This is a genomic window from Mesorhizobium sp. P160927, assembly GCF_057766385.1.
Genome location: NZ_JBYMDW010000002.1, coordinates 1 through 26,332, shown reverse-complemented (window position 1 = coordinate 26,332; position 26,332 = coordinate 1). Strand labels below are relative to the sequence as shown.

Below are 26,332 nucleotides of genomic sequence, written 5' to 3'. Positions count from 1 at the left end.
CGGCCATGGTCGCTTCCTGGAATCAACCCTCATTCAAAGGATCGACATATGGATGTCCGTGCAGCCGTCGCTGTTCAAGCCGGCAAACCTCTTGAATTGATGACGGTAAACCTGGAAGGTCCGCGCGATGGCGAAGTGCTGGTCGAGATCAAGGCGACCGGCATCTGCCACACCGACGAGTTCACCCTGTCTGGAGCCGATCCCGAAGGCCTGTTTCCGGCCATCCTCGGCCATGAAGGCGCCGGCGTGGTGGTCGATGTTGGCAAGGGCGTCACCTCGGTCAAGAAAGGCGACCATGTCATCCCGCTCTATACGCCCGAATGCCGGCGGTGCCCGTCCTGCCTGTCCAGGAAAACCAATCTGTGCACGGCGATCCGCGCCACGCAGGGCCAGGGCCTGATGCCTGATGGCTCGTCGCGCTTCTCGATCGGCAAGGACAAGATCTTCCACTATATGGGCTGTTCGACCTTCTCGAACTTCACCGTGCTGCCTGAGATCGCGGTAGCCAAGGTCAATCCGGACGCGCCCTTCGACAAGATCTGCTACATCGGCTGCGGCGTCACCACCGGCATCGGTGCCGTCATCAACACCGCCAAGGTCGAGCAAGGCGCCACCGCCGTCGTCTTCGGCCTTGGCGGCATCGGCCTCAACGTCATCCAGGGCCTGCGGCTTGCCGGCGCCGACATGATCATTGGCGTTGATCTGAACAACGACAAGAAAGCCTGGGGCGAAAAGTTCGGCATGACGCATTTCGTCAATCCGAAGGAGATCGACGGCGACATCGTGCCCCACCTCGTCAACATGACCAAGCGCGGCGCCGACCAGATCGGCGGCGCCGACTACACCTTCGACTGCACCGGCAGCACCAAGGTGATGCGCCAGGCGCTGGAAGCCTCGCATCGCGGCTGGGGCAAGTCGGTCGTCATCGGCGTTGCCGGCGCCGGCCAGGAGATCTCGACCCGGCCGTTCCAGCTGGTCACCGGCCGCAACTGGATGGGCACCGCCTTCGGCGGCGCGCGTGGCCGCACCGACGTGCCGAAGATCGTCGACTGGTACATGGACGGCAAGATCCAGATCGACCCGATGATCACCCACACGCTGAAGCTCGAGGAGATCAACAAGGGGTTCGACCTCATGCATGAGGGCAAGTCGATCAGGAGTGTCGTGGTTTACTGAGGAAGACCACACGCCGCCGACCAACAGGCCTGCGACCCCTGTGGTGAAACATGGAGGAGAGAAAAAATGGCGGAGAAACTGCATCCGAAAATCGACAATGGGCTGCCCAAGGAAAGTGCCGGCTTTGCCGGCGGCACGCTGGTCTGCGCCTGTACCAGCAAGTCGGTCAAGGTGAAGGTCAAGGGCCAGATCGCCCACAACCACGCCTGCGGCTGCACCAAATGCTGGAAGCCAGAAGGTGCTGTATTCTCGGTGGTTGCGGTCGCCGGCACCGGCGATGTCACCGTCACCGAGAATGGCGACAAGCTCAAGGTGGTCGACCCCTCGGCGCTGATCCAGCGTCATGCCTGCACCCAATGCGGGGTCCACATGCACGGGCCGGTCGAGCGCGACCATCCGTTCAAGGGCCTGTCCTTCATCCATCCCGAGCGCTTCGAGGAAGACGGCTGGTCGCCGCCGGGCTTCACCGCCTTCGTGTCCTCGATCATCGAATCGGGTGTCGATCCGAGCCGCATGGACGGCATTCGCGGCAGGCTGAGGACAATCGGGCTGGAGCCGTACGACTGCCTCAATCCGGGCCTGATGGACTACATCGCCACCTGGACGGCGAAGAAGTCCGGCGCCCTGCCGACCTGAAAGAACATGGAGCCGGGCCAAAGCCCGGCTCCATGTCACGCGTGGCTTGCCGCCGCAGCGCTTTCTTTCGATTCTTGAGTGAAACACCTCATAGAAGCCCTCGCCGACATCGCAATGATCGCTGCTGCCGTGCCGTCCCGAATACGGCAGGTACGGCCAGAGGCTGACATGCGGCGCTTTAAATTGCTGCCGAGGGTGCTCGTCATCGGCATCGATTGACCCATGGAATTAAGGGGTTCTTCTTGGCGACAGCGTGACGCTGATCGCCCTGCTGATCATTGCGTCCGTGAACTCGATCTCCAGGCAGAGATGCCGGGGCTCAAGATCATTCCCCTGGTCCGCTTTGAGAAACTCCGCAACGAAATCGGCCTGGCGCGGCTGGCGGAGTCTGCCGGACCCAAGACAATCAGTCTGGCCGTCAAGGACGCCAAGACCGGCGCTCCGATCGCCGGTGCCCGCGTGGTCGCCTTTGCCAACTACCGCCATAGAACCGGTGCCGAACCAATTCGGGTGCAAACGGCGCGGCAGCGACATCGCCCATAATCACGCTTGCGGCTGCACCAAGTGCTGGAAGCCTGAAGGCGCGAACTTCTCTATCGGGGCCGTCGGACCACCCGAAAGCGTCGAAGTTCTCGAGAACAGTGGCAAGGTAATGCATGTTGACCTGCTACTGAACTGTCATCCAGCTGCGATTAGAGCCTCGACCGTTTTTGTTACGCCTTGTGGCGCGGGTTGAGCAACCGGCGGAGGCGCGGAGCCTTCCATCAGCACAGCGTCGGAGCCGGTTGCGGTGATGACCTGGGCATAGGCTGCCGGGGTCTGGTAGCCGAGCGAGGAATGTGGCCTCGCGGTGTTGAAGTCCTCCCTCCATTCGGCGATGGCGCTTCGGGCGTGGTCGAGACCGAAGAACAGGCTCTCGTTCAACAGCTCATCGCGCATCCGGCCGTTGAAACTCTCGACATAGCCGTTCTGCATCGGCTTGCCCGGCGCGATGTAGTGCCATTCGATCCTGTAATCCTTCGACCAGGCGAGGATGGCGTTCGAGGTGAACTCGGTGCCGTGATCGGAGACGATCATGCGTGGCTTGCCGCGCTGGGTGATCAGTTCCGTCAGTTCACGGGCAACCCGACGGCCGGAGATCGAGGTGTCCGGGATCGCCGCCAGGCATTCGCGCGTCACGTCGTCGACGACGTTGAGCACGCGAAACCTGCGGCCGCAGGCGAACTGGTCATGCACGAAATCCAGCGACCAGCGCGCGTTCGGCTTTGCCTCGACCAGGATCGGCGCCCGCGTGCCGACCGCTCGCCGCCTTGCCCGGCGCTTGCGCACCGTCAGGCCCTCCTCGCGGTACAGACGATAGATGCGGTTGACCCCAGATGCCTCGCCCTCGCGCCTGAGCAGGATGAACAGCCGCCTGTAGCCAAAGCGTCGGCGCTCATTGGCGAGGTCGCGCAACCTGCCACGCAGCTCCGTCTCGGGCGGACGCCTTGACCGGTAGCGGATCATCTCGCGATCGGCGCCCACAAAGGAACAGGCCCGACGCTCCGACAGACCCATGACGGCCTGCAGATGCGCGACGGCTTCGCGCTTGGCGGCGGGCCCTACCATTTTTTTGACAGAAGCTCACGCAGCGCCGAGGCTTCCAGCATCTGATCGGCGAGCAGCTTCTTCAGCTTGGCGTTCTCGTCTTCCAGCGCCTTCAGCCGCTTGGCGTCGGACACGTCCATCCCGCCATACTTCGCCTTCCAATTATACAGCGTCGCCTCCGAGACCCCGTGCTTGCGGGCCAGATCGCCCGCCTTTACACCCGCCTCATGCTCGCGCAGAACCGCAATGATCTGCTCTTCTGTGAACCGCTTTCTCTTCATCAGTCCGTCCTTCGATCAAGGGCCGGACTCTAATCTCAGATGGAGGAAATTCTTAGGGGCAGGTCAATGTCGCTCAAAAGTGGCCCCGGTTTTGAGAGAACGACATGCACAAAGACAAAGACCTAAAGCGCGTCGCCTGAATCCGCGCAAACACGACGCGCTTTAGCCGTCGTGGACTCCTCGGCGCTGATTCAGCGTCACGCTTTGCAGCCAGTGCGGTGTGGATATGTACGGCCCTGTCGGAGTGTTTTGAGGACGATAGCTGGGGAGGGCCAGGGTTCGCAGCTTTTGCTCCTCCATCATCGAGCCTTCCGACTGCCTCTCGCCAGCATTGATGGAATAAATCGCGACTTGCACCGCGAACAAGGGCGGTGTTCTCCCGGCACGACGTCCAAGAGGGCAAGCCCTGCTGATATTCCGGCTTGGCCCCTTGCTCCCAACGGAGTTTGCCCGCCTAACAGCGGCTTTATCGCCTATATGATGGTTTTCAGGCCGGCTGCGGCGTTGATGTATGTATGCAGAAGAGACCTGCCGCCCCTGCAGCAACAAGTGTGCAGTAGGCGCGGGGGCGTGTTCCAATGGGTCACCCGCAGGCAGCATAGTGCTGATTGTGATGCTCGCGGAAGCAGAATGTCAGCAAGTGATCGAGAACAACGCATTACTGTTGCATTAGGCCGGTTGTGCAGGCGGTCTGTTCGAAACAAATCGGACATGTTGACACGGCGATGCAGGTCGAAGCATCACGTCTGCATCAACACCGATCTCTCTTCGGGCTTTTGCCGAAGAACGCCGAGTAGCAACGGGAGAAATGCGCCGCGCTTGAAAAGCCCGTGGCAAACGCAATCTCGGAAATCGATAGAGGGCTCTGCTGCAGAAGCCGGCGCGCGTGGCTGAGCCGGAAATTTCGACAAACTTCCGTATAGCCTGCCTTGAGATGCTCGGAGAACAGGCGGTCAAGATTTCGCGTGCTTACGCCCACATATGCGGCTATCTGTGCCCGGTCCAGCGGCTGTTCGACGGCCGCTTCGATCTTTGCCAATACATTAAGCAAGACGGGATGGTTGACGCCAAAACGCTCCGCGGCAGAAGCCCGCTGTGGCGCGGTCGGCTCCGCTACGGCAGTGTGAAGATACCAATCACTGACACGGCGGGCAAAATCGGCTCCCATTCTGTCGGCAATGAGGGCGTGCATCATGTCCAAAGGCGCCACCCCGCCGCCACATGTTATGCGGTTGCCATCCAGAACGAAACGAGCCTGCCTCGGGTTAAGATTTGGGAAAGCTTCTTTGAGAGCAGCCGCATGTTCCCAGTGAACAGTAAAGTCTCGCCCGTCGAGCAAACCGGCAGCTGCTAGAATGTAAGGCCCGCCTGAAATTCCCCCTATCCTGACGCCGCTTCGAGAGAATTGGCGAAGAGCCGTATAAAGCGCAGGCGAACCCAGTGTCGACGGGTTACCGCCCGCGCATACGAAAACAGTGTCGAGCCGCGACTGGTCCATCCGTCGGCAGGGAACGATGGCGCCGGATGAGCTCTCAACCGCGGCGCCGTCCAAGGACAACATCCCCACATCATAAAGCGATTGGCCTGCCAAGAGGTTTGCGGCGCGCAGCGGCTCCGTCGCCGATGCGTAGGACATTAACGCGAAGCCGGGCAAAAGTAGGAACCCTATATTCTGGGTCAATCGGTTGTTTTGCTGGTTCATGGCTTCTGTGTGTCTTTTTTTGGCTGTCCTGTGAAACTCCTATTTGAAATTTCCCGATATAGAAAGCCGAACGAAGTGGACAGACCATGCGCTACTCAGCTTTATCCATTTTCCTGAACGGACTTCGCGGCAACACCGCCTGGAAGTCGGCATGGCGCACGCCGGCGTTGAAGGCTCATTATGATGTAATTATCGTCGGTGGCGGCGGTCATGGTCTTGCCACAGCCTATTATCTCGCTAAGGAATTCGGCATCCGCAACGTCGCGGTTCTGGAAAAGAATTATATCGGCTCAGGCAACGTCGGCCGCAATACAACGATCATCCGCTCGAACTATCTTCTGCCTGGCAACAACCCTTTCTATGAGCTGTCCATGACACTCTGGGAAGGGCTGGAACAGGCTTTCAACTTCAACGCGATGGTCTCTCAGCGCGGCGTGCTCAACCTCTTCCACTCCGATGCGCAGCGCGATGCATATACCCGACGCGGCAATGCCATGCGGCTGCATGGCGTAGATGCTGATCTACTCGACCGCGAGCAAGTGCGGGAGAAGCTTCCCTTCCTGAATTTTGGGAACGCGCGCTTTCCCATTCAGGGCGGCCTTCTCCAGCGGCGCGGCGGCACTGTCCGGCATGACGGCGTCGCATGGGGTTATGCTCGTGGGGCCGATTCGATGGGCGTCGACATCATTCAGGAATGCGAAGTCACTGGCATACGCCGCGCCAACGGTAAAGTGATTGGTGTCGATACCTCCAGGGGATTCGTCAGCTGCGGCAAGCTCGCAATAGCAGCTGCCGGCAATTCTTCCCAGGTAGCCGCGATGGCCGACATGAGGCTCCCGATCGAAAGTCATGTGCTGCAGGCTTTTGTCTCGGAAGGCCTGAAGCCGTTCATCGACTGTGTTGTTACCTTCGGCGCCGGACACTTCTACGTTTCGCAGTCCGACAAGGGAGGCCTTGTGTTCGGTGGCGATATCGACGGCTATAATTCCTACGCCCAGCGCGGCAATCTCGCCACGGTCGAACATGTCATAGAAGCCGGCAAGGCGATGATCCCAGCTCTTTCGCGCGTTCGGGTCCTTCGGTCCTGGGGCGGCATCATGGACATGTCGATGGATGGCTCGCCAATCATCGACCGCACGTCCATCGACAATCTCTACCTCAATGCAGGATGGTGCTACGGCGGCTTCAAGGCCACGCCGGCCTCGGGCTTCTGCTTCGCTCACCTCATCGCTCGGAACGAGCCGCATGCCGTCACCCGCGAAATGCGTCTCGACCGGTTCGAGCGCGGCTATCTCATCGATGAGAAGGGTCAAGGCGCCCAACCGAACCTTCACTGATTTCCGGGAAAGCAAGGACACCGAAATGGCAAGCCTTATCCCCTGCCCACATTGTGGGCAACGGCCCAAAGAAGAATTCACCATCAAGGGAGAAGCGCTGGCGCGTCCCGCCGCGAACGCATCGCGGAAGATATGGTTCGACTATGTCTACCTGCGCGAGAATCCGCGCGGCGCCTTTAGGGAGTACTGGCATCACACGTCCGGGTGCCGTCGCTGGCTGGTGGTGAGCCGTGATACCGCTACCCATGAAATCGAAGGCTTGCGTGACGCTGCCGCCCACAAGGAGGCTGCGGAATGACGTGTTATCGTCTCGAGAAGGGTGGTCTCGTCGATCGCTCCAGGCAACTGTCCTTCACCTTCGACGGCAAACGCATGGTTGGCCTCGAAGGCGACAGTCTCGCATCGGCCCTGCTTGCGAACGGCCAGATGCTAATGGGTCGCTCGTTCAAATACCACCGGCCGCGCGGCGTCCTCTCGGCTGGCGCATCGGAACCCAATGCACTGATGACTATCGGCCAGGGCGGACGTACGGAACCTAATACCCGCGCCACCATGCAGGAGCTTTATCAGGGGCTCGCGGCGCAGAGCCAGAACCGCTGGCCCTCGCTCGATTTCGATATCGGCTCCTTGAACAGTCTGCTGTCGCCTTTCCTCTCCGCCGGCTTCTACTATAAGACTTTCATGTGGCCAGCAGGCTTTTGGGAAAAGCTCTACGAGCCCCTCATCCGCAAGGCGGCAGGCCTCGGCAAGGCGAGCTACGAGCCGGATCCCGATCGCTATGAAAAGTCTTGGGCGCATTGCGAACTGCTGGTCATCGGCGGCGGGGCTTCCGGCCTGGCGGCGGCGCTGACGGCGGGTCGCGCAGGTGCCCGTGTCATTCTCGTCGACGAGAATTCGATGCTCGGTGGCGGCCTTTTGTTCGACACAGCCATGATCGGCGGCCTGACCGCCTTGAGCTTCGTCCGTCAGACAATCGCCGAACTTGAAACTCTGCCCAACGTTCAGCTTCTCTCTCGCACGACGGCCTTCGGCTGGTATGACGGCAATGTATTCGGCGCGGTCGAGCGCGTACAGAAGCATGTTGCCGACCCGCGCGCCGAGGTTCCGGTCGAGCGGATGTGGCGCATCGTGGCGAAGCAGGCCATTCTCTCGACCGGCGCGGAAGAACGTCCGCTTGTCTTCGGTGGCAACGACATTCCCGGCGTGATGTTGGCAAGCGCCATGCGCGCCTATCTCAACCGCTACGGCCTTGCGCCTGGCAAATCGGTGGCGATTTTCACCACAAATGACAGCGGTTATGCCTTGGCTCGCGATCTCGAAACGGCTGGCGTCCCGCTTACGGTGATCATCGACAGCCGGGCTTCGGGCGCGGCGGTCGCCGGCTACACCGGCTCCGCCCGGGTCGTTTGTGGAGGCTGCGTCTCCGACGCCGAAGGCGGCAAGGCACTTTCGTCCATCACCATCTTTAAGGACGGCCGGATGGAGAAACTGGACATCGACGCACTCGCAGTTTCCGGCGGCTTCAGCCCCGTCATCAACCTCGCCTTCCATCGTGGCGGCAAACCTCGGTGGTCGGATGCAGATGGCGCCTTTGTGGCGGACGAGGACCGCAAGGGCATTTCACTGGCCGGCGCCAGCGCGGCGGCAAACGGTATCGCCTCATGCCTCGAAGCCGGCTCCGCCAAGGCAGCGACGTTGCTTGAATTGTTGGAGCTGAAGGCGGAAGCGGCGACCTTCGGCCATGTTGAAGGCGACATCGTCGCTCCCGCAAGCAAGCCGCTCTGGACCATTCCCGGCGTGAAGGGAAAGGCCTTTATCGATTATCAGAATGATGTACATCGCAAGGATATTGGTCTAGCCGTGCGTGAAGGCTACGGGCATGTCGAGCTTGCCAAGCGCTATACCACCAACGGCATGGCGACTGACCAGGGTAAGCTGTCCAACGTCAATGCCATCGGCCTGCTGGCGGAAGCGCGTGGTGTTTCTCCTGGCGATGTCGGCACCACGACGTTCCGCCCCTTCTATACGCCGGTTTCATTCGGTGCGCTTGCAGGCACGTCGCATGGAAAACATTTCCAGCCAGTACGCAAATCGCCGCTGCATGGTTGGGCGGCAAAGAACGGTGCGGCCTTCGTCGAGACGGGTCTCTGGTATCGTTCTGCTTGGTTTCCCCGGTCCGGAGAGACCGGCTGGCGCGAAAGTGTCGATCGAGAAGTGAAGAATGTTCGCATCAATGCCGGCCTTTGCGATGTCTCGATGCTCGGCAAAATTGAGATCACCGGCAAGGATGCCGCGGAATTCCTTGACCGCGTCTATTGCAATGCCTTCAAGAAACTGCCCGTCGGCAAGGCCCGGTACGGCCTAATGCTCCGCGAAGACGGCTTCATCTACGATGACGGCACCACTAGCAGGCTCGCGCAAGATCGTTTCTTCATGACCACCACCACCGCCTATGCGGCGGCCGTCATGATCCATCTGGAATTCTGCTCGCAGGCGCTGTGGCCGGAACTCGACGTGAGGCTCGCTTCCGTCACCGATCAGTGGGCGCAAATGGCGATTGTCGGGCCGAAGGCACGCCTCATTCTGCAGAAGATCGTCGACGAGGACATCTCCAACGATGCTTTCCCATTTCTGGGAGCCAAAGAGGTCTCACTGTTCGGCGACAGGCTTACGGGACGATTGTTCCGCATCTCCTTCTCAGGCGAATTGGCTTATGAACTGGCCGTTCCCGCAGGTTTCGGCGAATCGGTGGCGGATGCCCTTATGGAAGCCGGCAAGGAACACGACATCTGTGCCTATGGTGTCGAAACTCTGTCCGTACTTCGTATCGAGAAGGGGCACGTCACGCACAACGAGATCAACGGCACGGTCGTGCCCGGTGATCTCGGCTTCGGCCGGATGGTGTCGGCCACCAAGGCGGATTTCATTGGCAAGCGCATGCTGGAGCGCGGGGGGCTCAACGACGCGAACCGCCCTCAGCTTGTTGGAGTCCTGCCGCTCGATCCCGCTACCTCGTTTCGCAGCGGTTCGCATATTCTCGAAAAGGGTGCGGGGGCAATGTTGGAAAACGACCAGGGCTACGTCAGTTCAAGTTGCTACTCGCCCCATGTCGGCTCGACCATCGGTTTGGCGCTCGTCAAGCGCGGCGCATCGCGTCATGGCGAGGAAGTGCAAGTATGGAACGGCCTTCGCAACGAGTACACGAGCGGTCGCCTCTGCAATCCGATATTTGTCGATCCGCTCCATGAAAAGTTGAAAGTCTGAGGTCCCATGTCCGTAATCCCGATCGAACACCGTTCTGCGCTCGGTAGCAAGACCCCCATCCTCTCGACAGACGTGAGGCTAACTGCACTGCCGGAAGGCCTTATACTACAAGCGATAACTACAAGCGGGAGCGGCAATGTCGCTGGCGTGATTGTTGCCGCGCTCGAGTGTGATGCCCTTGCTGTTAGAAGCATGTCGCCGGGCCAATATTTCATCGTGAGCGACGAGCTAGGGTCGCCAGCAGATCTCGTCGACCTCCTGCATAAGCTGAAGCCCTATGCAGACGTGGTCGACCAGAGCCACGGCCGCGTTCGATTAGCGATTTCGGGCGCCAAAGCCGCCTTGGTGCTCGCCAAGGGAACAGCGGTGGACCTGGCCCTGAACGTCTTTCCGGTCGGGCATGCGACGACCACGCTAATCGGCCGTATCACGGTTGGTATTACAAGAACCGCTGAACTTGAATTCGAGTTGATGGTGCTGCGAGGGTTTGCCGAAAGCCTCTGGGACGAGCTCGCGGACCTCAGTTGCGAATATCGATGATCTGCGACTTCACCGAGGTAACCCTTGTGCCGATTGCGCAATAGCTTAGCCGTGGAATAGCGGGACTAACATGATGAACAAGCTGGTCTTAACTGCTCAATGGAACTGAGAACTGCTCGAGGCTGAGGCGGTCGACGTTTCGCCGGCCGCCGCCGAACAGTTCGGTGTACGAGAACCTTTTCGCGGCCGCGTTGCGATCCACTCCGCGTGAGAATTTGGTCGGGCAACAATGAATTGTGCTCAGGCTGATCGTGTGAAGACAGGACATTCGATTTTGCAACGGCCGCTCGCGCTCGACGCCCCGCTGGGTTCCATTGTTCCATTCAACGAGACCCGAAAGCAAGACCTGGAACCCATACCCGGCAGGTTTAACTTTTTCCTGCTTCCTGCTTTTTCGCTGCATGCGTTTTCCTCCGCGATCGAAGTGCTCACGCTGGCAAATGAAGCGGTGGGGCGAAACGCCTATAGTTGGCAGATCGTTTCGGCCGACGGACAAGCTGTGGTGTCGAGTTGTGGCATCACCATAAGCTCAGCAGTCGGATTGCCATCGGAGCGTGACCGCAACCTGCGATCAAACCCAGCCCCGGTCGCGATAGTGTGCGGAGGACGATCCCTCCCTGGCCATGACAGCCAGTTGCATGCCTGGCTTAGAGAGTGCCGTAACCGCCGCGGGCACATTATCGGCATAGGCGGCGGAACCCTAGTCCTTGCTCGAGCTGGCGTTGCAGAAGGTCGCCGCTGCGCAGTGCACTGGGAGCAATTCCCGCTATTTCTGGAGGAATTCCCAGGCGTTATGGCAACGCAAGCCGCGTTCGAGAAGGATGGGGACCTGTATACCTGCTCTGGCGCAGACGCATCCTTTGACACATTCCTGGATCTAGTTAGGCGGGATCATGGGGCCGCCGTCGTAAATCGCATCTGCGAGAAGGCCGTCGCATTTCGTGTTCGGGCGGTTGGAGACCGTCAACGCTTCCCGCCAAATTCCCGCGTACGATTCAATCATAAGGCAGTCATCGAAGTCATCGATCAAATGGAGGCACACATCGCCGATCCTAAATCGATAGATCGACTGGTAGCAGTGACTGGCGTTACAAGGCGTCAAATTGAGCGGCTCTTCAAGAGTGAACTAGGACGCAGCCCGAGCCGCTACTACCTGGAACTTCGTCTGGAACGCGCGCACCTGCTGCTTCGCAGCTCGAGTTTGCCTGTTATAGAGATAGCGATGGCTTGCGGGTTCGTCTCGGCATCACATTTCTCAAAAGTCTATCGGGACATGTACGGCTGTGCCCCACATCAAACTCGATTGTTGTCGGGCGAAGCTGCACAATTGGTTTTGTTGCGATATTGCGACAGCTGAAGGAGAGCGCAGAGAGAATTGACGCGAGGCCAATCACGCGGCAAGGATTTGGAACTGCTCGGCCAGGAATGGATTCGGACTGAAGGCGAACCTCGCCTGTCGATTACGCCTCTGAAGCGGAGTTCTGTGTCATCCCTGCTCGGTTGTCGAGGCACGGAGCACTTCTCGATGGATAGTGATCGTGACTCCCGCAGCGCCGCATCACCTCATCATCCAGGAACATCCACTCAAGCCGGTCGAAAGCTCATCTTCGGGCAGGATCCGCCCGATCGGCGTCTCTATGAGATCGCAACAATTGCTATTTTGCGCGACCGGCTTCGATATACGGATATCTGGGTCGATGGCAGCCGATATTTCCGACCGGTCGACGAGATCTAATCCTGCGGTCAACGTTCAACCATGAAGGAGCAGGATCGACTCCGACTTGGTGTCCGAGAAGACCGCACGGCCTGGCTCGAAGAGGCTCGCCAGATGCTCAACTGCAACCTGAAGCGCCTGGCGCACAGAGCTCGACCGCAAAGCTCGACGGTGTTCGCCTTGAAGCGTGTACCTTGATCGTCACGCCGACCGCCGGCGAGGTTCCCGCTGCAGCCGAGGAACTGAATGCCGGGATCAGCGACCTTTATCTGTTTGTCGAGGCTGTCGAGGCGCCGGACCTCTTGCGGGAAGTGCATGAATGGACTGGCTTTGCGAATTCCACTCATGTTCGCACCGGCGACGTCGCATACACTCGCCATCCAATGGCACGACGTCATCATCTGACGGCCTTTCTTCCGCGCGAGCGACGGAGCGGCAAGGCGCGGCGCATCAATCTGCATTACGGCAGCGAGTCTCGAAGTTCTACAGCCCACCTTTCCGATCAGTACGGCTGCTTCAGCATTCTGCCTATCAATCCGACCGAAAACGAGGCTGCTTATGCGCTCGTTGGGCTATTCGATCGGGGCACAGCCCTCGACATCCCGAACAGTTTACCGATAGGGCGGCGCGAGTGATCACATCCTCGGCCTGTTCGCCCTCCTAGACAAACGCTTCACGCCGCGACTGCGCAACCTCAAGGACCGGAAGTTCCACACATTCGCGAAATGCGATGCATACCCTATCAACCACATTAGCGACTCGAAAACACAACCCTGATCCTCGAGCACCGGGAACGTCTGGCGGCGTCGATCACGTTTAGGCAATGTTGATTCCTAGCGGTTTCCGCGAATAGGCTCATTTTGGGTAAGGACCCCTTCTCCCGGGCTTCAGCTATATATGAAGAACCACATATTGCCGACGATCACCTATGCCAGCATCACTCGGCCGCTAAGCCCACAGAATTAGACTAGACGTCCTGAATCCGGCCGATGCGCGGGGCACCACGCCTGGAACGGCCCACCCCGCGGCAATTCGTTGCATTTCCGATTGACAGACCGAACAAAAGACGTGTAAATGGAATAGTGTTCTAGATAGAGACCAGTTCCATATTAGGGCGGATGAATATGGCCAAACCCGGACGCAGGGTCATGAAACTGCCGGATGCCGCAGTTGCCCTCTTTTGGATTTTCGTAGTGATCGCGGCCTGGGCTATCGCAATTCCCGTCTTCGATATCCCCAAGTACATTCTCCCTAGCCCCGAAACTATCGCCGGTCGAATCGCTTCGCGGCCGGAATATTTCTTGTCAGCAACCGCTTCGACCCTTGCACTTATAGCCATTGGCTTCTGCAGCGGGCTGTTGGTCGCGATACCAATGGCGTTTGCTCTTGCAAAAATAAAGTTACTGGAGCGAGCGCTGTATCCTCTCATCGTATTCACGCAGACCATGCCGTTGATTGCAGTAATTCCTATCTTGGTCATTTGGGCGGGGTATGGCTTGGTTTCGACGTCAATACTGGTTGCGTTTAGCGTATTCTTTCCGGTATTAGTAAATGGCGTGGCGGGATTAAAAAGTACTCCCGCTCGTCTCTATTTCGTGACCCGAACGATGGGCGCTAGCCCTTTCCAGACACTTCGATACGTCGATTGGTTCATAGCCCTTCCGTATCTCCTGGGCGGCTTACGAATTTCTTTGGCGGTAGCAACCGCCGTTGCCATTATTAGTGAATATATCGCGTCGAATGAAGGTCTTGGGTTTGCGGCCTTGATAGGCCTTCGAAATAGAGACCCAGTGCAGATCATTTCAGTCGTTTTAATAGCGGCTACGCTAGGCGTGGTACTCAACACTGGTAGTCTCTTCCTAGAGAAGAAAATGTTGAAAAGATACCAGGACTAGAAACGGCGACACATATGAAAAGAAAGGGAGAAAGTCATGGGTAAGTACAGAGACTCTCGAAAGAGAATTGCACTGTTTGGGCTTGTTGTTGCTGTTCTTGCCAATTCGGCGGCCCATGCGAGTGAAAAGTTTAAGGTGACGTTAAACTGGACCCCGGACAACGGGAGCATAGGGATCGTTTATGCGGACGTCTTGGGCTACTACAAGGACGCAGGCATTGACCTTGAGATCGAGTCTGGCAAGGGATCTGGCGCCACGTCGAAACTTGTGGCCGGCGGGAGTACTGATGCCGGACTTGCAAGCGCTACCTCCGCCATCTCTTTCGCTGCGAAGGGCGCGCCGATCAAAGTCATCGCGCCTATCTACCAGTTAGTGGATTGGGGCATCGTCTCCCTGGAGGAAACCCCCATCGCAACGCCAAAAGACCTGGAGGGAAAAACCATCATCATGGGTCCAGGCAGCGCAGACATTCCTCTTTTTGACGCCATGCTGAAGGCAAACGGTGTCGACAAATCCAAGGTTCATGTTCAAATGATGAGTGGAGATTGTGTCGCGATTCTGGCGGAGAAAAAAGCGGACGGATGCTCCGACGCGCCGGGCGGAACGTTGATTCCGCTTGAGCAGCAAGGAATCAAGGCAAAGATAATGCTTTATAAGGATTGGGGTGCGCCCCTCGTAGGATTGAGCCTTATCGCCCGGGAGGAGAAGTTCAAACAGAATCCTCAACTCTATAAGAAGTTCATTGAAGCCACGCTTAAGGGATACGCTGCAGTTGCAAAGAGTCCTGAAGCTGCTGTCGATGCGCTTCGGACGCGATATCCGGATGCTGCGGAAAAAAAGGTCCTCTTGGAGGAAATGACTGAGTACTTGATGACTGAATTCTGCGCGCCGGGCGCAACCAATTTGGGTAAGCCGCCCGCTGCGGTGTGGAAAGTCACTGGGGAGGTTCTAACGGCAACCTTCGGGTCCCTAGGCGATGGCGGAATCGGAGCATTGTATACTGAAGAACTCTTACCCAGCCAGGCTCCTGCCTGCCCATAAACCAGTCGTAGTGGCCCACACGGGTGGCGCCACTACGTTTTCTTTCAATGTCAACGAAAAGCAGACAATGACACGGATCGAAATTGCTCAATCCCCAAGTGCTTTGCAGTTTCACTTGGCCAAAGTGGCCGAACAGATCGTCCCGCCCGCTCTCGTCCTTATGGCTTTTCTCGTCGCTTGGCAGTTTGCCAGTGATTGGTTTGGGATACCAAGATACCTTCTTCCTGCCCCGGCAGACTTCATGGGCAGGTTCATCACTGATAGAAGCGAGCTCGCTTACAATTTTGCGGCCACGGCGTACGTGGTGGTTTTGGGCTTTCTTGCAGCGACGTCAGTTGCTATTCCAATTGGGCTACTAATAGCTTCATACTCTTCTTTGAAGCGTAGCTTGTTGCCGATTATCGTTTTTTTCGACATAATTCCCAAAACGATAACAGCTCCCCTTTTTATAGTTTGGCTCGGTTTTGGGTTTTCGCCGCGCATTACGCTGACGGCAGTCATGACAGTCTTTCCGATTTTGGTGAATAGCATCGCCGGGTTCTCTTCAGTCAACCCCCGTCTCCATTTGATAACAAAGTCGATGGGTGCAACCCCCTGGCAGACTTTTCGATTTATACGGCTACCGGCGGCAATGCCCTATATTTTTTCAGGTATGAAGATGGGGATGGTGTTCGCCGTTTCAGGCGCCATCACAGCTGAGTATATCGCTGCAAACGAGGGGCTCGCAGCACTTATATTGCGAGCGGGGGATTACATGGATATCCCGCTCATGTTGGCGGGTATAGTGGCGACCGCGATACTTGGTATCTGTTCGACAGGTATTTTGCTAGGGCTAGAAAAGTGGATCATGCCTTGGAGGAGCGATCAATGAATATCGCGTTAGACATAGAAAAAGGGAAACTGATGCGGATAAATCCGACGGTCGAAAGAGAAGCCCAGCCGTTGAAGGTTCAGGACCAAAAGCACAGAGCTATAGTCGCTTCAGACGTATCCAGGCGCTTTGGGGAATACTTGGCTATTGGGCCGGTAAGCGTCGCTATAGACGAAGGTGAGTTTGTGAGCGTGCTCGGACCGTCCGGTTGTGGGAAAAGCACGCTGATGCTGATGATCGCCGGTTTGCTTCGGCCGACAAAAGGCACTGTGCAGGTCGACGGAAGGCCCCTCGATAAAGCCATGACTGACGTTGGGATCGTGTTCCAGGATCATTTGCTGCTAGAATTCCGAACGGCCATGGACAACGTTCTCCTTCAACAAGAAATCCGGGGACTTGACCGGGTTGCAACGGAAAGGCGCGCGAAGGACCTGTTCAAAAAACTTGGTCTTTCCGGAGCCGAGGCGCGCTATCCTCGACAACTGTCGGGAGGTATGCAACAGCGCGTCGCGATCGCTCGCGCCTTGGTTCATAATCCATCAATTTTGCTAATGGACGAACCATTCGGGGCCCTTGATGCTATTTCCCGGACGCAGATCAGGCACGACCTCGAGACACTCTGGATGGAAACGCGAAAGAGCGTGCTGTTCATCACTCACTCAATTGAAGAAGCCATCGGTCTGTCCGACCGCATTTTGGTTATGTCGAATTCCCCTGGGCAGATAGTTGCGGAAATTCGGATTGATCTACCGCGGCCGAGACCGGCCTATCTGGGGCACTATCCCGAGTTTGCCGCGTATGCGGACGAAATCTACAAAACTTTCGAAGCATTAGGCGTTTATAAATTCAAATGAGACCTAACCGCATCTTCTGCAGGCACACGGCACGTCCGAAACCGGCATGACGTTGGATATTGGCACCGCTCGATGACCTTCCGCACTGCGGGCAGCTCTTCGGCGCTAGTGCGCTCGGAAAGTATGATCATGTCCTCGCCGGGAATCTCGACGATTAATTGGGGCCGGCGATCAGAGACGACTACAACCGAAAGATGTTCGTCTGGTACTGGTCCCCAGAAAGCGCCGCCACGCCCGGTAGGATCAGTCCATTTGCGCAGCTATGATCGCGGCCGGGTTCGCAATTCCGCCAAGGGACGCGTTTGTAATGCTGAGCGGCTGCAGCACTTATAGATCACTTGTTTTTAGGAGCGATTATGAGCGGAAACGACGAAACTGAACACCGAAAGCAGCCAGCGGTCGGACCTTGGCCAGTCATGACTTTTTCTGGAAGTGGCGAGGCGTGGCAGAGCATCTGGGTCGAACTACCGAGTAAGAGCGGCCTTCCTGCCGCATGGTGCTACAGCGACAAACTAAGCTACAAACCGGGTGAAAAAGTCTCGCTGTTCATATCATCAACAGTAACAAAGCTTGATGTTGAAGTTCGTAGAGATGGGCTTAAACCCGTTGTGATAAAGCACTGGGACGACCTTAGTGTAGATTTTCAAGAAGTACCTGCCCAGTCGTACATGAACGGGTGCTCATGGCGGGAAACGGTTTTAGTAGATCTCCCCGAGGAGGTATTGCCAGGCGCGTATATAGTTGAACTACGGGATCCCGATGCAAGCCAGTCCGAGCCCGCCTTAGGACACCATATTTTCTTCGTGCGTGCCTGCAAACGTGATATGGGGAACACCCTGCTGCTGATGGCCTGCACATCCACTTGGGCGGCTTACAACGACTGGGGCGGGGCATCACACTACATTGGAATACACCCAGATTTGCCCGACGGATTCTCGCCGATCTTGTCGTCGCAACGCCCATGGGCGAGAGGCCAGGTGTGGCTACCTCCTGGCGCACCCCGCACTGTCTCGAAAACTCGCCCGCGTGGACCCGAACAACCCTACTTCGGGAACAAAGAGTGGGCATTCGCCAATGGATATGCGCGTTACTATGCCTCTGGAGGCTGGCCATCCTATGAGCGCCCGTTTTTGCTTTGGGCAGAAGCTGCCGGTTACGATGTACACGTGATAGCTCAGGAGGATCTCGAGCTTAACCCAGAATGCATTGAAAACTATCGGTGTCTGGCTATCGTCGGCCATGATGAATACTGGTCGACGCCGATGCGACAAACCGTCGAAAACTACGTCGACCGTGGAGGGAAAGTTGCTCGATTTGGGGCAGACTTCTATACCCAGATCAGGCTGCGCGAGAGAGGATCGGGTCAGATATGCTATAAGAGTTTCGCGAGAGAGCTCGATCCCATTCGGAATGAAAACCCTAAACTCATGACCGGTTGTTGGGAGGATCCTCTAATTGGCTATCCGGGGGCAAAAACATTTGGGGTGACCGGAGCACGAGGCTCATACATCGCGACGTTCGGCATGGCACAACGCTCCTCGCGGGGCTATATCGTATTCAGGCACAAGCATTGGTCCCTGGAAGGAACAGGCCTCGGCTATGGTGACACGTTCGGGGATGAAGCTAGTATCTGCGCGTACGAAGTTGACGGGCTAGAGTACCGCTTTGAAGACGGTCTTCCGGAGCCTACCGAAAAGGACGGTGCACCGGACGGACTTGAGATAATCGCAATGAATTTTGCCAGCAAGGCAGAATTCGGGCTTCCCAAATTCGCTCATTACCTCGACCGGGGAGATTCCTTCGGCCGAAATGTCGCTTCTATGATAGAGGGTACGGTAAGCCCCGAGGCCCGTCTGGTCGAAAAGCATTCCCGTGGGAGTAGTATGATGGTTTCATTCAAAGGCGGAAGGGGCGAGGTATTTTGCGCTGCAAGTACTGAATGGGTGAACGGTTTGATCGAGCGCGATTTTTACGCCGATATCATCACACGTAATGTATTAAACAAGTTCCTATCCCTCTAGGCCACTAGTGGGGGACGGAAGAGTCCGATTTGGGATTCCCGTCGTTGTCGCGGCATGTGACGGTGGGGATGCGCACAGGTATCATGATCGACGTTACGGCATCCGACAGGGCTAGGCTTGAGGCGATCGTGGCGGCCCGAGGCTCGCCGCAGAAGCATGTCTGGCGAGCTCGGATCATCCTTTTGAGCGGTGAAGGCTTGGGAACTGTGGCAGTCATGGCGGCTACGCCAAGTCGAAGACCTGCGTATGGCGGTGGCAGGAACGGTTCATGGCCGGGGGCGTCGACGGCCTGTTGCGCGATAAGACGCAGCCGCCCGGCATCGCGCAGCTGAAAGCCGTGCTGGTCGAGAAGGTCGTCGCGCTGACGCTTGAGCCGCCTGCTCACGAAGCGACACACAGTCCGTGCGATGGCGAGGGCGGCCGGTATTGCTGCGTCTTCGGTCGTGAAGATCTGGCACGATCACGGTCTTGCCCCGCATCGCTGGCGCCCCTTCCAAAGCTTTCGAACGACAAGGCCTTTGCCGAAAAGTTGCACGACGTGGTCGGCGTCTATGTCTCGCCGCCCGCCCGAGGTCGTCGGAATCTTCCCGAACGACGATGCGATCGTGCGCCTCGTCGGCGCAATCCTGCTCGAACAGAACGATGAATGGGCAGTGCAGCGGGCCAGTATGACTCTGGAAACGATCAGCCAGATGAGCGATGATCCCCTGATCAGCCTGCCAGCCGTGGCGCGCTGATCAGCCCGGCCCATGCCGGAGAGCACGGCGACTAATGCCGCCAGCTACACCACTCCGCGGGAGTACGTCATGCCAAGCTGATGATTGCTTTTGGGTGCCATCCGGCCAAAGCCGTAGCGGGCAAGCCGGGACCGAGTCTTGCGGGCGTCGCGGCAACGCGGGGTCTGAAGTGTAGACAGGAGCCATGCGGGGTGCGGGAATGAGCCTCGAAAGGTGGATGTTCGCGGAGGCCGAGTGTGTTCCCTAGTCACTAAGGCAATATGAGCATCGTCGTTACGCGAGACGTTGCCGCTCCGTCGGGGTCGATGGCCGGATCACGCATGGAAGGTAATCATCGGAACATGAGAGGCCCGACCGGGTCCGGTGGATTGGTCTCCAGCGGGGGACAGCAGCAAGGTACTGCCAGAGCTGCCGTCCGAGCTGAGGTCGGGAGTCGGACTGGTTCATAGTACCCGTGAAGCCGTCGAAGGAAACGAGGCGAGTGGAGGGAAGGGACCAGCCTGAGGGGAGCCTGCGCGAGGAAGCCAAGGTCCGGACACAGAGCCGGGTTGCCTTGCCGCTGAACCTCGAGCGGGTGAACGCGGCGGCCAAGCAGGCTGCCCAAACCCGGTTCACGGCCCTGCTGCATCACGTCGACGAAGAAGCCCTTTACCGGGCGTTTCGGCGACAGAAGCGACAGGCGAGTGCTGGGGTCGATGGGATGACCGTGGCTAAGTACGAAGAGGGGCTGACGGATAACATCCGTGATCTCTGCGAACGGGTCCACACCGATCGCTACCGGCCACAGCCGGTGCGGCGGGTCTACATTCCCAAAGCCGATGGCGGTAAACGGCCTCTCGGGGTGCCGGCGCTGGAAGACAAGATCGTCCAAAGCGCGGTGGCCGAGGTGCTGAGTGCTGTCTACGAGGTCGACTTCCTGGGGTTCTCCTACGGCTTTCGGCCGGGGCGGAGCCCCCACATGGCGCTTGATGCCCTCCATACAGCGATCATGAGCCAACGTGTGAACTGGGTGCTCGATGCCGGCATTCGCAGCTTCTTCGACTCGGTCGACCACGAGTGGCTGCTGCGGATGGTGGCGCACAGGATCGCTGATCCTCGTATCCTACGGCTCATTGGGCTGTGGTTGCGGGCTGGCGTCCTTGAGAGCGGCGAGAAGCAAGAGGCGGACAGGGGTACCCCGCAAGGGGCGGGCATCAGCCCGCTCCTCGCCAATATCTTCCTGCAATACAGGCCGCTCTGTCCATTTCCTTCAGCACCTGGACCGTGGTCTCGTCACCATGGATGAGGGGCTGCGATCTGAGCCGCAGCTTCAGCGCGTCATAGATGCGGGAGAGATGCTTTTCGCTCGAGCCGATCACCCAGTTGCCCAGCGCCTCGGCTGACAGGAACGCCGGCGCGCTCGAATGCCTGCGCCAGGCGGTAGAGCGGTGTGCCGTCGACATACTTATGAACGAGCGCGAAGGCCAGCGTCGAGGCCGTGGCGATGCTGCCCGGCAAAGGTTGCGCGGGCATCGGCGCGATCACGACCGGCGTGCTGATCCCGGTGCGGTCGCAATGACGGCAGGCATACTTGAACCGCACATTCTGCAGGACCTTCGCCTTCACCTCGATATGAAGCTGCTCGGTAATGGTCTCGCCCATCCGATGCATCTGGTGACGGCAGCAAGGACAGACCTTCTGATCGTCGGGAAGGTCATACTCGACACGCTCGCGCGGCAGGTTTTCCGGCAAGGCCTTGCGGCCGCGCCTCTTTCCCGTCGCCCCTTCGCTCGCCGGCAAGCCCGTGTCCGGCAGGACAACGACATCGCCATCTTCACCGTCGGCGGCGTCCTCATCCGCAGCCTGTTCGGCTTCATTGAAGAGGCGGTCAATGTGCTTTCGCTCTTCGGCGCAAAACGATGCAGTCGTGCAAGCGCCAGCTCTTCCTCGAGTTTGACGACGCGTTCGGTGAGGTGACGGTTCTGCGCCTGCAGCGCAGCAATACGCGCCATCAACTCTTCAACGGTCGGTTCGCCCGGTCGATTCATCAGATTCTTGAATCGAAAGCATGCTGCCGCGTCAACCGCTCAATTCGAGAGCCCTCAACCGGCAACCTGATATTGCCGCACCGGATGGCGGACCATCGCATCGATTACGATGCCATCGAGGATCCAGTGCAATTGCTCGGTCGTAAGCGTGATCACCGCTGCCTCCCGGCGCGGCCACCGGAACTTGTCCTCGGTCAGCCGCTTCAGGACCAGCACAAAGCCGGACCGATCGAAGAACAGGAGCTTCATCCGGTCGCGACGGCGATTGCAGAACGCAAAAACCGCCGGAGGAAACGGATCGAGCGCCATCGTCTCCTGGACCAGGACCGCGAGGCTGTTGATGCCGGCCCGGAAGTCGATCGGCTCGCGGTGCAGGTAGACTTTCAGGTCAGCGCCCAGTCTGAACATGACCCAGTGCTCCGATGGTCGCCGTCAATGCATCCACATCACCGCATTCCAACGTCAACTTCACGCCGTTCGGCAGCGACGCGCTCACCTTAGCTGGAGAGGAAAAAGGCGCAGTCCTTTTCGATGCCGACCCACGCACCCCATCGCAAGTCCCCGGCAAATCCACCGCAGCCATGCTGCTCTGTCGCAGCAAGGCCCGATCGGAAGTGCTTTCAATCTGAACCGGGATAAACGCCGGTGATGAGGACGGCGGGAGGGACTGGGTCTCCGTGCGCTTCTTTATCCATTTGCGAAGAAGGTTCGCATTGCCCCCATGTTCGAGTGCAAGCCTCGATACCGACACGCTAGGCTCAAGGCAGTCCGAGACAAGACGGTCCTTCGATGCGGGGTCGTATCGGCGTCGCCCGTTCCGACCGACCAGCAGTTTCTGATCATCTTCTTCCATCACAAGGTGTCCACCTATTTTGGTGGACACCTCATGCATCAGAGCACTCAACAGCAAAAGGTGCGGGGAAATTCGCACTTACGGTCAATCCACACATCCCGATCTATCCACCCTCAGTCGCACGCCTCAGGCCGGGTTATCGGCGTCTAATTTTTGAACGCATTTTGACACCCTAAGCCCTTGCCCCTGGACACCCCCATTGACATTACAGGTAACGGCGCTGTAACTGGAATATCGTTCTCGCTGTGGCACGAGGTTCTATTTCGCTTGAAATTGCGCGACTGTCCGGCACTTCTTTCCCACTTACTCGGCCGACCGGATGGAAAGCATCACAGCCGAAACGAGTTGGCTAAAACATTTTGGCGACAACCATACGTAGTGTGGAGCATTTGGCTTTCCATAGTTCGTCCCGTGATGGATGTTTCGATTGTGGTGTAACGCTTTGGTCGGAGCTGATTTACGTCCCTTTAGGGCGGCGAAAAACAAGGTAGTTCAAGATATGCGCGATCCAAAACTCGAGGCGCTCCTGCACAGTCTCGAGACGTCCCTCCTTGAAAAGCCCCAAGACTTTCAAGGTCGTCACGTGGCGGACACGGTGTTCAAGGCGCTAAGAGACTTTCCGGGCAAAGCGCGGGAGACCAGAAGCGGATATCTTCCGGTTCTGGATAACCTCCCGCGAGCGCTCGAGATTTCAAAATCACATTCAAGTCGGACGCAACCACTCGGTGTGGCATTGGAGCAGGTGCTGTTCCGGGTGCCGTGGAAGCAGAGCAAGCTTCACACGGATTCCGCCTTCAACGAGCGCCTTGCCAACGCGGTGATTGTGGGCGACGGCGGGCTGGAGGAGCGTTTGGATTTCACGATCGGCATCAGCCTCGCTGCTCCCGGCGCTGGCTATCCCCTGCACAACCATCCGCCGGAAGAACTGTATCTCGCCATGGCTGGAGGCGAGTTCCGCCATGGCGATGACGATTGGACCCCCGTGGAAACGGGAGAGACATTCTATAACTCTCCTGGCATCTTCCACGCGATGCGCGCCTCGAACGAGCCCCTTCTCGCCATCTGGATTTTCGGCGGTGCTGATCAGGCGAAGTAGGCCGACGTGGCGAGTAAGCTGTCTGGCGCGCATTCTGATTCGGCGGTCGATAATTTCATCGCCTGTGAAGCGCCGGGTTCCATGGGCGGCGAGCCGAGGGAGCCGTCTCATCACCTTTGTAACCACGGTGGCGAGCCGACGGCGGTGAGTCGGTCTTCCACGATGGCGAGCAAAGTTGGAGACTATTCGGCAATTGAAGCTGAGAGCTATCGCGTCGGCGCCTGATGGATGCTACTCAAATCTGATCTTTCGCACATTCACTTTGGACAGAGACATTCCGCACGCCAACCTGGATGGACTTTCTTCCTCTCAATCATCGGCGCACGGCGGCGGATAAGGAAGTCGGTCATCATCTTCTGGCACTGCATGATGGAGAGCTTCCTCCGCAGACAGTGCTTTCGATTGAATGACGACCGAGGCAGCCAGCACCCGTGCCTACAACAATCTTTTCTCTCCTCCGAGGTGACGTCGTCATGAAGCTGTGAGCCGATCAATGCGCGATCATCCCAAGGGGTTTGAACCGCCCCGGGTTTGCCGGAGGCTGTTTCGTTTGAGTCACGCCGCCATGGCTGGGTCTTCGAGCATGGCGTAGTAGCGTTCCTCGGCTTCGGCCGGCGGGATGTTGCCGATGGGCTCCAGTAGCCGGCGATTGTTGAACCAGTCGACCCGTTCCAGCGTCGCGAACTCGACGGCCTCGAACGAGCGCCATGGTCCGCGTCGATGGATCACCTCGGCCTTGTAGAGACCGTTGATCGTTTCGGCGAGAGCATTGTCGTAGCTGTCGCCGACGCTGCCAACGGAGGGCTCGACGCCGGCCTCCGCCAAGCGCTCGGTGTATCGAATGCTGACGTATTGGCTGCCTCTATCGCTATGGTGCACGAGCCCACCGCGATGGATCGGCCGCCGATCGTGTAATGCCTGTTCCAGGGCATCGAGAACGAAGGCTGCATGCGCCGTCCGGCTCACCCGCCAGCCGACGATCCGGCGGGCATAGGTGTCGATGACGAAAGCCACGTAGACGAAGCCGGTCCAGGTCGCGACATAAGTGAAGTCGGAGACCCACAGCATGTTCGGCGCCGGAGCATGGAACTGGCGGTTGACGTGGTCGAGAGGGCAAGGTGCAGCCTTGTCGCTCACCGTGGTGCGGATCGGCTTGCCGCGGATGATGCCCTCAAGACCCATCACCCGCATCAGCCGCGCCACCGTGCATCTGGCGACATCGAAGCCCTCGCGCTGTAACTGCCGCCAGACCTTGCGAACGCCGTAGACGCGGAAATTCGCATCGAACACGCGTCGGACCTCGTCCTTCAAGGCGGCGTCGGATTTCGCGCGAGCCGATAGCCTGGTGGGATCAGCCCGCTTCGCGACATGGTCGTGGTAGGTCGACGGGGCGATCGGCAGCACCTTGCAAATCGACTCGACCCCATGCGCCTGCCGGTGATCGTCGATGAACGCGATCATGGCCTGAACCGGCGGTCGAGCTCCGCCTGGGCAAAATACGCGCTCGCCTTGCGCAGGATCTCATTGGCCTGTCGAAGCTCGCGGTTCTCGCGTTCCAGAGCCTTCAGTTTCGTCGCAACATCCGTGGGAACTCCGGCGCGCACGCCGCTGCCACGCTCGGCTTTCTTCACCCACTCATGCAGCGTCTGCGCCGTGCAGCCGATCTTGGCGGCGATCGATGAAACCGCCGCCCACCGCGACGTATGCTCGCCTTCGTGATCCAAAACCAGCCGAACCGCGCGGGTCCGGACCTCGGGAGAGAACTTGTTGGTCGTCTTGCTTGTCATGGCTCCACCTTCTCAGGAGTTGGAGCCTCCGATCAACCCGGGGCGGTTCAGTTCCCAGACCGGTGCATTCTTGACAGCGAAAGCTGCTCTTTTCATATTTAGTCCCATTCGGTCAGCGTCGACGGCCCGTTTTCGTGAACTCTGGCCAGTTTATACTTCTGGAGACTGGCTGCTTGAGTGATACGTTCGACACTTTTTTTGGACGGCGTGGCCGAAGAACTGAAAGGGTCAATCCCCGAAGAGTTTAAGGCGCCATTGTGGCAGCTTGAAATTGCCCGCAAGTGGTTAGGCGGACTGTTCCAAGCTATTGTATTGCCTGAGAGGCCAAAGCTCGCCGAGCTTGGCGGCCGTTGCCAACACTGACGACGCTACTTTCTCGTGTCGGTCCGCAGTTAGGCGCGAGCTAGGTCCAGCGACGCTAACCGTGCCGACCGTCTGGCCGCCCGACAGAGTGATAGGAGCGGCAATCGCAACGACACCAGGTTCAGCTGACTCGTCGGAAATTGCCCACCCTCGCTGTTTAGTCAGTTCGAGTTCCTTGATGAACTCTTCCAAAGAGGCCATCGACTGCTTGGCTCGGCCATCGGCGGCGTCATTGATGGCGATACGAATTGCTTCTGGCTGGCTGAGCGTTGCCAAATAAGCTCTGCCGTTGGCGGTGGTACTCAAGCGGACGCTTGCTACCATTTCGGGCTGATACTTCAATCCATTTCGGGCGCCTTGCACTTGTGCAATCCATGTCAACGTTTCACCCTGCACGACTGCCATCCGAACGAGCTCCGCGCTCTGAGTCGACAATTCCTCCAAAACAGGCTGGCAGACGTCAGTAAGGTGCGTTGCGCTGAGGAACCGCTGTCCCAAAATGGCAAGCCTGAGTGTAAGCTTGTAAAATCCTGTCACTGGCTCCTGCTCT

The 26,332-nt window shown here is 58.3% G+C and carries 21 protein-coding genes, 7 pseudogenes and 1 other annotated feature; of the genes and pseudogenes, 20 read left to right on the top strand and 8 right to left on the bottom strand.

The features are described 5' to 3' along the window. Positions 1 to 48 precede the first annotated feature (48 nt). The 4 genes and pseudogenes from AC3CB8_RS29920 to AC3CB8_RS29905 all read left to right on the top strand — a co-directional run. Positions 49 to 1,176 (top strand): S-(hydroxymethyl)glutathione dehydrogenase/class III alcohol dehydrogenase, encoded by a 1,128-nt coding sequence (locus tag AC3CB8_RS29920; RefSeq protein ID WP_352727262.1) that lies wholly within the window; start codon positions 49 to 51, stop codon positions 1,174 to 1,176. A gap of 66 nt (positions 1,177 to 1,242) precedes the next feature. Beyond that, positions 1,243 to 1,812 (top strand): S-(hydroxymethyl)glutathione synthase, encoded by a 570-nt coding sequence (gene gfa, locus AC3CB8_RS29915; RefSeq protein WP_352727260.1) that lies wholly within the window; start codon positions 1,243 to 1,245, stop codon positions 1,810 to 1,812. Positions 1,813 to 2,121: 309 nt separating this feature from the next. Continuing rightward, positions 2,122 to 2,355 (top strand): hypothetical protein, encoded by a 234-nt coding sequence (locus AC3CB8_RS29910; protein ID WP_435053118.1) that lies wholly within the window; start codon positions 2,122 to 2,124, stop codon positions 2,353 to 2,355. Continuing rightward, positions 2,339 to 2,476 (top strand): annotated as a pseudogene (locus tag AC3CB8_RS29905) (S-(hydroxymethyl)glutathione synthase); the annotation flags it as partial. The gene AC3CB8_RS29910 and the pseudogene AC3CB8_RS29905, both read left to right, overlap by 17 nt. A gap of 14 nt (positions 2,477 to 2,490) precedes the next feature. Here AC3CB8_RS29905 and AC3CB8_RS29900 read toward each other — a convergent pair. Both AC3CB8_RS29900 and AC3CB8_RS29895 read right to left on the bottom strand, forming a co-directional pair. Then, a protein-coding gene (locus AC3CB8_RS29900) for an IS3 family transposase (RefSeq protein WP_488377377.1) occupies positions 2,491 to 3,680 on the bottom strand; the annotation gives its coding sequence in 2 pieces (ribosomal slippage) (positions 2,491 to 3,428 and positions 3,428 to 3,680; 1,191 coding nt in all). A gap of 751 nt (positions 3,681 to 4,431) precedes the next feature. Continuing rightward, complete coding sequence (locus AC3CB8_RS29895; protein WP_352727241.1) at positions 4,432 to 5,382, bottom strand: GlxA family transcriptional regulator; 951 nt, start codon at positions 5,380 to 5,382, stop codon at positions 4,432 to 4,434. 86 nt (positions 5,383 to 5,468) lie between these two features. On the opposite strand from AC3CB8_RS29895, the gene AC3CB8_RS29890 reads away from it, so the two are divergent. The 5 genes from AC3CB8_RS29890 to AC3CB8_RS29870 all read left to right on the top strand — a co-directional run bounded on the left by AC3CB8_RS29890 (position 5,469) and on the right by AC3CB8_RS29870 (position 11,880). After that, a complete protein-coding gene (locus AC3CB8_RS29890) occupies positions 5,469 to 6,719 on the top strand; it encodes a sarcosine oxidase subunit beta family protein (protein ID WP_352727239.1) in 1,251 nt (416 codons plus the stop codon). A 25-nt stretch (positions 6,720 to 6,744) separates the two neighbouring features. Then, positions 6,745 to 7,017, top strand: a complete 273-nt coding sequence (locus AC3CB8_RS29885; protein ID WP_352727237.1) for a sarcosine oxidase subunit delta — start codon at positions 6,745 to 6,747, stop codon at positions 7,015 to 7,017. Then, complete coding sequence (locus tag AC3CB8_RS29880) at positions 7,014 to 9,983, top strand: sarcosine oxidase subunit alpha family protein (protein ID WP_352727235.1); 2,970 nt, start codon at positions 7,014 to 7,016, stop codon at positions 9,981 to 9,983. Before AC3CB8_RS29885 ends, AC3CB8_RS29880 begins: the two co-directional genes overlap by 4 nt. Positions 9,984 to 9,989: 6 nt before the next feature. Further along, positions 9,990 to 10,523 (top strand): sarcosine oxidase subunit gamma family protein, encoded by a 534-nt coding sequence (locus AC3CB8_RS29875; protein ID WP_352727233.1) that lies wholly within the window; start codon positions 9,990 to 9,992, stop codon positions 10,521 to 10,523. A 253-nt stretch (positions 10,524 to 10,776) separates the two neighbouring features. Then, positions 10,777 to 11,880, top strand: coding sequence for a GlxA family transcriptional regulator (locus tag AC3CB8_RS29870; protein ID WP_352727231.1), 1,104 nt, complete (start codon positions 10,777 to 10,779; stop codon positions 11,878 to 11,880). Positions 11,881 to 11,913: 33 nt separating this feature from the next. On the opposite strand, the pseudogene AC3CB8_RS29865 reads toward AC3CB8_RS29870, so the two are convergent. Then, a pseudogene (locus AC3CB8_RS29865) lies at positions 11,914 to 11,988 on the bottom strand (IS6 family transposase); the annotation flags it as partial. 117 nt (positions 11,989 to 12,105) lie between these two features. On the opposite strand from AC3CB8_RS29865, the pseudogene AC3CB8_RS29860 reads away from it, so the two are divergent. The 9 genes and pseudogenes from AC3CB8_RS29860 to AC3CB8_RS29820 form a co-directional block, all read left to right on the top strand. Further along, a pseudogene (locus AC3CB8_RS29860) lies at positions 12,106 to 13,058 on the top strand (Tn3 family transposase); the annotation flags it as partial. Between the two features lie 327 nt (positions 13,059 to 13,385). Continuing rightward, positions 13,386 to 14,132 carry an ABC transporter permease gene (locus AC3CB8_RS29855; protein ID WP_352727229.1) on the top strand — a complete coding sequence of 249 codons (747 nt, stop codon included), beginning with the start codon at positions 13,386 to 13,388 and terminating at the stop codon, positions 14,130 to 14,132. A gap of 36 nt (positions 14,133 to 14,168) precedes the next feature. Then, entirely contained in the window at positions 14,169 to 15,173 is a 1,005-nt protein-coding gene (locus AC3CB8_RS29850) for an ABC transporter substrate-binding protein (protein ID WP_352727227.1), read from the top strand. Positions 15,174 to 15,240: 67 nt separating this feature from the next. Then, positions 15,241 to 16,044, top strand: a complete 804-nt coding sequence (locus AC3CB8_RS29845) for an ABC transporter permease (RefSeq protein WP_352727225.1) — start codon at positions 15,241 to 15,243, stop codon at positions 16,042 to 16,044. Continuing rightward, on the top strand, positions 16,041 to 16,898 hold the full coding sequence (locus tag AC3CB8_RS29840) for an ABC transporter ATP-binding protein (RefSeq protein ID WP_352727223.1): 858 nt from the start codon (positions 16,041 to 16,043) through the stop codon (positions 16,896 to 16,898). The genes AC3CB8_RS29845 and AC3CB8_RS29840 overlap by 4 nt, the downstream gene beginning before the upstream one ends. 356 nt (positions 16,899 to 17,254) lie before the next feature. Continuing rightward, a complete protein-coding gene (locus AC3CB8_RS29835; protein WP_352727221.1) occupies positions 17,255 to 18,919 on the top strand; it encodes a N,N-dimethylformamidase beta subunit family domain-containing protein in 1,665 nt (554 codons plus the stop codon). Between the two features lie 68 nt (positions 18,920 to 18,987). After that, positions 18,988 to 19,487: pseudogene (locus AC3CB8_RS29830) on the top strand (helix-turn-helix domain-containing protein); the annotation flags it as partial. Further along, a pseudogene (locus tag AC3CB8_RS29825) lies at positions 19,477 to 19,656 on the top strand (transposase); the annotation flags it as partial. The pseudogenes AC3CB8_RS29830 and AC3CB8_RS29825, both read left to right, overlap by 11 nt. A gap of 481 nt (positions 19,657 to 20,137) precedes the next feature. After that, complete coding sequence (locus AC3CB8_RS29820) at positions 20,138 to 20,941, top strand: reverse transcriptase domain-containing protein (RefSeq protein WP_488377376.1); 804 nt, start codon at positions 20,138 to 20,140, stop codon at positions 20,939 to 20,941. Here AC3CB8_RS29820 and AC3CB8_RS29815 read toward each other — a convergent pair. From AC3CB8_RS29815 to tnpA, 3 genes and pseudogenes are all read right to left on the bottom strand, one after another. Continuing rightward, positions 20,850 to 21,528, bottom strand: a pseudogene (locus AC3CB8_RS29815) (transposase). The gene AC3CB8_RS29820 and the pseudogene AC3CB8_RS29815 overlap by 92 nt on opposite strands. 209 nt (positions 21,529 to 21,737) lie before the next feature. Continuing rightward, positions 21,738 to 22,091 carry an IS66 family insertion sequence element accessory protein TnpB gene (gene tnpB / locus AC3CB8_RS29810; protein WP_352727138.1) on the bottom strand — a complete coding sequence of 118 codons (354 nt, stop codon included), beginning with the start codon at positions 22,089 to 22,091 and terminating at the stop codon, positions 21,738 to 21,740. Next, positions 22,072 to 22,536 carry an IS66-like element accessory protein TnpA gene (tnpA, locus tag AC3CB8_RS29805; protein WP_352727136.1) on the bottom strand — a complete coding sequence of 155 codons (465 nt, stop codon included), beginning with the start codon at positions 22,534 to 22,536 and terminating at the stop codon, positions 22,072 to 22,074. The genes tnpB and tnpA overlap by 20 nt, the downstream gene beginning before the upstream one ends. A gap of 499 nt (positions 22,537 to 23,035) precedes the next feature. On the opposite strand from tnpA, the gene AC3CB8_RS29800 reads away from it, so the two are divergent. Continuing rightward, positions 23,036 to 23,632: a dimethylsulfonioproprionate lyase family protein gene (locus AC3CB8_RS29800; protein WP_352727134.1), complete on the top strand. Its 597-nt coding sequence runs from the start codon at positions 23,036 to 23,038 to the stop codon at positions 23,630 to 23,632. Positions 23,633 to 23,889: 257 nt separating this feature from the next. Then, a pseudogene (locus AC3CB8_RS29795) lies at positions 23,890 to 24,098 on the top strand (MFS transporter); the annotation flags it as partial. Positions 24,099 to 24,187: 89 nt separating this feature from the next. On the opposite strand, the gene AC3CB8_RS29790 reads toward AC3CB8_RS29795, so the two are convergent. Together AC3CB8_RS29790 and AC3CB8_RS29785 are read right to left on the bottom strand one after the other, a co-directional pair. Beyond that, positions 24,188 to 25,419 (bottom strand): IS3 family transposase gene (locus AC3CB8_RS29790; RefSeq protein WP_352727132.1). Its coding sequence is split into 2 segments (ribosomal slippage): positions 24,188 to 25,128 and positions 25,128 to 25,419, totalling 1,233 coding nucleotides; the frame shifts between segments, so codons are not numbered across the junction. Continuing rightward, positions 25,019 to 25,135 (bottom strand) — a sequence feature (AL1L pseudoknot). Its footprint overlaps the gene before it by 117 nt. A 285-nt stretch (positions 25,420 to 25,704) precedes the next feature. After that, positions 25,705 to 26,332: IclR family transcriptional regulator (locus AC3CB8_RS29785; protein WP_488377375.1), on the bottom strand; the 628-nt coding region annotated here is incomplete at its 5' end.

Excerpts from the sequence above, each read along its gene's own strand:
- AC3CB8_RS29840 (WP_352727223.1), top strand. The coding sequence starts at position 16,041 with ATGAATATCGCGTTAGACATAGAAAAAGGGAAACTGATGCGGATAAAT.
- tnpB (WP_352727138.1), bottom strand. The coding sequence starts at position 22,091 with ATGTTCAGACTGGGCGCTGACCTGAAAGTCTACCTGCACCGCGAGCCG.
- AC3CB8_RS29855 (WP_352727229.1), top strand. The coding sequence starts at position 13,386 with ATGAAACTGCCGGATGCCGCAGTTGCCCTCTTTTGGATTTTCGTAGTG.
- AC3CB8_RS29880 (WP_352727235.1), top strand. The coding sequence starts at position 7,014 with ATGACGTGTTATCGTCTCGAGAAGGGTGGTCTCGTCGATCGCTCCAGG.
- AC3CB8_RS29800 (WP_352727134.1), top strand. The coding sequence starts at position 23,036 with ATGCGCGATCCAAAACTCGAGGCGCTCCTGCACAGTCTCGAGACGTCC.
- AC3CB8_RS29885 (WP_352727237.1), top strand. The coding sequence starts at position 6,745 with ATGGCAAGCCTTATCCCCTGCCCACATTGTGGGCAACGGCCCAAAGAA.
- AC3CB8_RS29895 (WP_352727241.1), bottom strand. The coding sequence starts at position 5,382 with ATGAACCAGCAAAACAACCGATTGACCCAGAATATAGGGTTCCTACTT.
- AC3CB8_RS29850 (WP_352727227.1), top strand. The coding sequence starts at position 14,169 with ATGGGTAAGTACAGAGACTCTCGAAAGAGAATTGCACTGTTTGGGCTT.
- AC3CB8_RS29910 (WP_435053118.1), top strand. The coding sequence starts at position 2,122 with ATGCCGGGGCTCAAGATCATTCCCCTGGTCCGCTTTGAGAAACTCCGC.
- AC3CB8_RS29920 (WP_352727262.1), top strand. The coding sequence starts at position 49 with ATGGATGTCCGTGCAGCCGTCGCTGTTCAAGCCGGCAAACCTCTTGAA.
- tnpA (WP_352727136.1), bottom strand. The coding sequence starts at position 22,536 with ATGGAAGAAGATGATCAGAAACTGCTGGTCGGTCGGAACGGGCGACGC.
- AC3CB8_RS29875 (WP_352727233.1), top strand. The coding sequence starts at position 9,990 with ATGTCCGTAATCCCGATCGAACACCGTTCTGCGCTCGGTAGCAAGACC.
- gfa (WP_352727260.1), top strand. The coding sequence starts at position 1,243 with ATGGCGGAGAAACTGCATCCGAAAATCGACAATGGGCTGCCCAAGGAA.
- AC3CB8_RS29890 (WP_352727239.1), top strand. The coding sequence starts at position 5,469 with ATGCGCTACTCAGCTTTATCCATTTTCCTGAACGGACTTCGCGGCAAC.
- AC3CB8_RS29835 (WP_352727221.1), top strand. The coding sequence starts at position 17,255 with ATGAGCGGAAACGACGAAACTGAACACCGAAAGCAGCCAGCGGTCGGA.
- AC3CB8_RS29845 (WP_352727225.1), top strand. The coding sequence starts at position 15,241 with ATGACACGGATCGAAATTGCTCAATCCCCAAGTGCTTTGCAGTTTCAC.